This is a genomic window from Mesorhizobium prunaredense (assembly GCF_900156895.1).
GTDB lineage: Bacteria > Pseudomonadota > Alphaproteobacteria > Rhizobiales > Rhizobiaceae > Mesorhizobium > Mesorhizobium prunaredense.
Genome location: NZ_FTPD01000061.1, coordinates 1 through 518, shown reverse-complemented (window position 1 = coordinate 518; position 518 = coordinate 1). Strand labels below are relative to the sequence as shown.

1 protein-coding gene is annotated in these 518 nt (G+C 56.4%); it reads right to left on the bottom strand.

Going from position 1 to position 518, the window contains the following annotated elements:
• Nucleotides 1-303: Crp/Fnr family transcriptional regulator (locus BQ8794_RS36865; protein ID WP_244555146.1), on the bottom strand; the 303-nt coding region annotated here is incomplete at its 3' end.
• Between the last annotated feature and the right edge of the window lie 215 nt (nt 304-518).

Here is a 518-nt window from a genome sequence, read left to right as displayed (position 1 = left end):
CAGCCGTGCAGCGCGGGTTGCCTCCAGTGCGACTACGCTGGCAGAGCGTGCAATCCCGTCAATGCCTCCGAGCTCCCCGAAAATGTCACCCGGTTCGACATCGCGATACGCTATCTCCCTGCCGTCCGCTGAAACCAGTGTGACGCGAGCCCGTCCTTCCAGCAGGAAGTAGACTTCGCGACCAGTGTCGCCGTGGGAAATGATCAGCTCGTTGTGTCGATAGCTGCGCTCGTGCCACCGTTTGGTCAGCGCGGCGAGGTCGGCATCGCAAAGTCTTGAGATGAAGGCCGGAGAGCTTGTCACAACAGTCTCTTGTTCAATCAGGTGTACTTCATCTTACTCTTGTTCAATCAGGTGTACTTCATCTTACTCCCTATCCAAGGAAATTTGATGGCCGCAGGCCCCGCTTTCCGGAAAGCAAAACTGGGAGCGGATTTTTCCAATGTTTTCCCCGGTGTGGGAATTCCCACAGCCGAGCCTGGTCCGACTGGCATATCCTTGTTTGCAACATCCAGGCC